Annotated in this window: 5 protein-coding genes; all 5 read left to right on the forward strand. The window is 66.0% G+C overall.

Annotation, left to right across the window (positions count from 1 at the left end):
• Nucleotides 1–67 precede the first annotated feature (67 nt).
• Nucleotides 68–835 (forward strand): glucose-1-phosphate cytidylyltransferase, encoded by a 768-nt coding sequence (gene rfbF, locus I53_RS09895; protein ID WP_043349866.1) that lies wholly within the window; start codon nucleotides 68–70, stop codon nucleotides 833–835.
• Nucleotides 835–1,932, forward strand: coding sequence for a CDP-glucose 4,6-dehydratase (gene rfbG, locus I53_RS09900; RefSeq protein WP_043349868.1), 1,098 nt, complete (start codon nucleotides 835–837; stop codon nucleotides 1,930–1,932). Before rfbF ends, rfbG begins: the two co-directional genes overlap by 1 nt.
• Entirely contained in the window at nucleotides 1,929–3,191 is a 1,263-nt protein-coding gene (locus tag I53_RS09905) for a class I SAM-dependent methyltransferase (RefSeq protein WP_043349870.1), read from the forward strand. The genes rfbG and I53_RS09905 overlap by 4 nt, the downstream gene beginning before the upstream one ends.
• 5 nt (nucleotides 3,192–3,196) lie before the next feature.
• Complete coding sequence (locus tag I53_RS09910; RefSeq protein ID WP_043349873.1) at nucleotides 3,197–3,742, forward strand: dTDP-4-dehydrorhamnose 3,5-epimerase family protein; 546 nt, start codon at nucleotides 3,197–3,199, stop codon at nucleotides 3,740–3,742.
• Nucleotides 3,742–4,475, forward strand: a 734-nt coding sequence (locus tag I53_RS09915) for an NAD-dependent epimerase/dehydratase family protein (RefSeq protein ID WP_043349877.1), incomplete at its 3' end; no start/stop codon positions are given. The genes I53_RS09910 and I53_RS09915, both read left to right, overlap by 1 nt.

Consider the following 4,475-nt stretch of genomic DNA (forward strand, 5'->3'; position numbering starts at 1 on the left):
GCCGGCGAGTATGTAACCGAGCAGCCCCTGTGGCAGGCATGTACGGCTGGCGGAGGTCATTCTCACAATGAAAGCTGTGATCTTGGCGGGCGGACTTGGCACGCGCCTGTCCGAGGAGACCGGGACGCGTCCGAAGCCGATGGTCGAGATCGGAGGACAGCCGATCCTTTGGCACATCATGAAGGGCTTCGCCGCCCACGGGGTGCGCGATTTCGTGATCTGCCTCGGCTATCGCGGGTATATGATCAAGGAATTCTTTCTTAATTACCGGCTCCACCTCTCCGACGTGACTGTCGAGACGGGAACGGGCGCAGTTGAATTTCACAGAAGCGGTGCCGAGGACTGGAACGTCTCGCTGATCGAGACTGGGCCCGAGACCATGACAGGCGGCCGGCTCAAGAGAGTGCGTCCCTATCTCGGCACGGAACCGTTTTTCATGACCTACGGTGACGGGGTCGCGGACGTCGATCTCACCGCGCTCAAGGCTTTTCACAAGGCGCATGGGCGAATGGCCACTCTGACCGCCGTGGCCCCGCCAGGCCGGTTCGGTGCCCTGGAGATGGACGGCGATGCGATCCGTAGCTTCCGCGAGAAGCCGGCCGGCGATGGCGCCGTGATCAACGGAGGCTTCTTTGTCCTCGACCCACGGGTGCTCGACTACGTCACCGATGACTCCACCGTTTGGGAAAACGAGCCGTTGGAGCGACTGGCGCGGGAAGGAGAGCTGCAAGCCTACCGGCATGCCGGCTTCTGGCAGGCGATGGATACCCTTCGCGACAAGAACCACCTTGAGACTCTCTGGACGGCCAAGTCCGCGCCGTGGAAGGTGTGGTGATGGCTGCCCGCAACCCCGATCCGGGATTCTGGTCCGGACGGCGTGTGCTGGTCACAGGCCACACTGGCTTCAAGGGCGCATGGCTCAGCCTCTGGCTCACGCGGCTCGGGGCGCAGGTCACCGGCTTCGCACTGGCCCCCGAGACCGAGCCAAGCCTGTGCACGCTGGCGGCCCTGGCGGATCGGGCCGACAGCCGGATCGGCGATGTGCGAGACCTCGCCGCGCTCAGCGCCTGTGTGGCTGAGACGCAGCCAGAGATCGTGCTGCATCTGGCCGCTCAGGCGCTCGTCCGGCCCTCCTACAGCGACCCGGTCGGCACTTATGCCAGCAACGTCATGGGCACTGTCCACCTGCTGGAGGCGGTGCGCGCCTGCCCGTCGGTGCGGGCCGTGGTGATCGTGACCAGCGACAAGGCCTACGAGAATCGCGAATGGGTCTGGGCCTATCGCGAGGACGAGCCGATGGGTGGGCGTGATCCCTATTCGAACTCGAAAGGCTGCGCCGAACTCGTGACCAGCGCCTATCGCGCTTCGTTCTTCGGCGCCGGCGGCCATCCAGCCCGGGTTGCCAGTGCGCGGGCTGGCAACGTCATCGGCGGTGGCGACTGGTCGTTGGACCGTCTGATCCCCGACATGGTGCGTGCCTTCAATCGGGGCGAGCCGGTCGAGATTCGTTCACCCGGCGCCGTGCGCCCTTGGCAGCACGTGCTGGAGCCACTCTCAGGTTACCTACGGCTTGCTGAGGTGCTCTGTGAGCAGGATGGCGCACGTTATGCCGAGGGCTGGAATTTCGGGCCTTCCGACGAGGATTGCCGACCGGTCTCCGATGTGGTGGCCGGTCTGGCCCGGGGCTGGGGCGAGGGCGCGCGCTGGCAGCTTGCCTCCGGCACGCACCCGCACGAGGCCACCTTCCTTAAGGTCGACGCCTCGAAGGCTCGCGCGCATCTCGGGTGGGACCGGCGCCTGCGGCTGTCGGAGGCGCTCGACTGGACTGGGACGTGGTATCGGGCACAGGCTCGAGGCGCGGATGCAGCCGCGCTGACATACGAGCAGATCGCGCGGTACGAGGCGCTTGCGGAGACAGAGGACAAGGTATGAGCGCAGCAACGGACACCGTTCCGGCCCCGACAAGCCGGGCCTGCTGCCGGGCCTGTGGTACGCCGCTCACCCGCACCGTGGCCGATCTGGGATTATCGCCTCTCGCCAATTCCTACGTGCCGCCCGAGCGTGCGGGGCAAGGAGAAATGGTTTACCCGCTCCACGCCTATGTCTGCGAGAGCTGCTGGCTCGTGCAACTTGAGGCCTTCGAGAGCCCGGAGCACATTTTCTCGGATTATGCCTATTTCTCGGGCTTCTCCGCCGGCTGGTTGCGCCACGCGGAAGCTTACGTAGCGAGCATGACCGAGCGCTTCGGTCTCGGGCCGCAGAGCAAGGTTGTCGAGGTGGCCAGCAACGACGGCTACCTGCTGCAGTATTTTGTTGCCCGTGGCGTGCCGGTCCTGGGCGTCGAGCCGGCTGCCAATGTGGCGGCGGTGGCGCGCGAGAAGGGGGTGGCGAGCGAAGTCGCATTCTTCGGCCGCGATACGGCCGAGCGCCTTCGGGCCGAGGGGCACGGTGCCGACTTGATGGCCGCCAACAACGTGCTGGCCCACGTGCCCGACATCCTCGATTTCGTGGCGGGCTTTCAAGTCTTGTTGAAGCGAGACGGTGCAGGCACCTTCGAGTTCCCGCACCTGTTGCGGATGATCGAGCACAAACAGTTCGACACGATCTACCACGAACATTTCTCGTATCTGTCCCTCGGCGTGGTTTCGGGCATCCTGGAGCGATCGGGTCTACGGGTGTTCGACGTGGAGGAGCTGCCGACCCACGGCGGATCCCTGCGCGTCTTTTTCTGCCACGTGGACGGACCGCATGCGCAGACGCCGGCGGTGGCGCGGGTGCTCGCCGATGAGCGGGCCGGCGGCCTGTTCTCGGCCGAGGGCTATGGGCGATTTGCCGCCGACGTGGTCGAGATCAAGTGCGCCAGCCTGGAGTTCCTGATCCAGCAACGACGGGCGGGTAAGCGGGTCTGCGGCTACGGGGCGGCCGCCAAGGGCAACACCTTCCTGAACTATTGCGGGATCGGACCGGAGTTGGTTGAGGCGGTGGCGGACCGCTCACCGCACAAGCAGGGCACGTTCCTGCCGGGCAGCCGGATCCCCGTGATCTCGCCCGAGGCGTTGCTGGAGATGCGTCCGGACTACGTGCTGATCCTGCCCTGGAACCTGAGGGCGGAAATCATGCAGGAGATGGCCGGAATCCGCGCCTGGGGTGGGCGTTTCGTCACTGCTATTCCGAGCCTCGCTGTAGAGTGAGCGGAATGAACTTCGAGGAGCTGCCGCTCGCAGGAGCTTTCCGGATCGACATCAACCCGCACGAAGACGAGCGCGGTTTCTTCGCGCGGACCGTGTGCGAAGACACGCTTGCAGCTCATGGGCTCGTCAGCCGGTTTAGCCAGTCGAGCGTGTCGTATAATCGATCACGCGGAACGGTCCGCGGGATGCACTACGCTCTGGCGCCGTACGCGGAGACCAAACTTGTCCGCTGCACGATGGGTGCGATCCACGACGTGATCGTCGACCTGCGTCGGGACTCCCCGAGCTATCTGCGGGCGGTCGGCGTCGAACTATCGGCCGGGAACAGGACTGCGCTCTACATTCCGGCTGGTTTCGCGCACGGTTTCCAGACCCTGCAGGACGAGACGGAGGTGCTCTATATGATCGATCGGCCTTATGTTGCCGGCGCCGCCCGTGGGGTTCGCTGGGACGATCCGGCGCTCGACGTCGCCTGGCCGGAGCCGGTGACCGTGATCTCCGAGCGGGATCTCGCCTTCCCGGCCTGGACCGGTCTCGATCCGGTCGTGTGATGTCAGGCGCGCGGCGCGTTCTCCTCACCGGTGCGACCGGTTTTGTCGGAACTCACGTGATCCCGGCCCTTCAGGCGCGCGGCTTCGAGGTTCATGCCCTCGGACGCCGGCCGCCCGCCGCGACGGTGGTTTTCCATCCTGTCGATCTTTTGGACGCTGAAGCCGTGCAAGCGGCGGTCGGTCGGGTCGGCGCCGGTCACCTTCTGCATCTGGCTTGGTACGCCGAGCCGGGGCTTTACTGGCGCTCACCGGTCAACCTCGACTGGGTCGCGGCGAGCCTGGCGCTGGTCCGAGCCTTCCGGGAGGGTGGGGGCGCACGGGCGGTCGTAGCGGGGACCTGCGCCGAGTATGCCTGGGGTCCGGAAAGGCTCAGCGAGGACGCGCACTGTGTGCCCGCAACCCTGTACGGGGCCGCCAAGGACGCCACGCAGCGTGTCCTGACAGCCTATGCGCGTGAGACCGGGCTCTCGTTTGCCTGGGGCCGCCTGTTTTTTCTGTACGGGCCCAGGGAGAAATCGGGCCGGCTGGTGAGCGACGCGATCCGGGCTCTGTCGTCCGGGGAGCGTTTCGGGACGAGCCCGGGTCACCAGCGTCGCGACTTCAGCCACGTAGCCGACGTGGCCGGTGCTTTCGCAGCCTTGGTCGACTCGGCCGTTGAGGGAGCCGTCAACATTGGGTCCGGCGCGGCTGTGCCTGTCCCCGTGATCCTAAAGCAGATCGGCCAGCTGACCGG

Source organism: Methylobacterium sp. B1, from assembly GCF_000333255.1.
Taxonomy (GTDB): Bacteria; Pseudomonadota; Alphaproteobacteria; order Rhizobiales; family Beijerinckiaceae; genus Methylobacterium; species Methylobacterium fujisawaense.

Excerpts from the sequence above, each read along its gene's own strand:
- rfbF (WP_043349866.1), top strand. The coding sequence starts at position 68 with ATGAAAGCTGTGATCTTGGCGGGCGGACTTGGCACGCGCCTGTCCGAG.
- rfbG (WP_043349868.1), top strand. The coding sequence starts at position 835 with ATGGCTGCCCGCAACCCCGATCCGGGATTCTGGTCCGGACGGCGTGTG.
- I53_RS09905 (WP_043349870.1), top strand. The coding sequence starts at position 1,929 with ATGAGCGCAGCAACGGACACCGTTCCGGCCCCGACAAGCCGGGCCTGC.
- I53_RS09910 (WP_043349873.1), top strand. The coding sequence starts at position 3,197 with ATGAACTTCGAGGAGCTGCCGCTCGCAGGAGCTTTCCGGATCGACATC.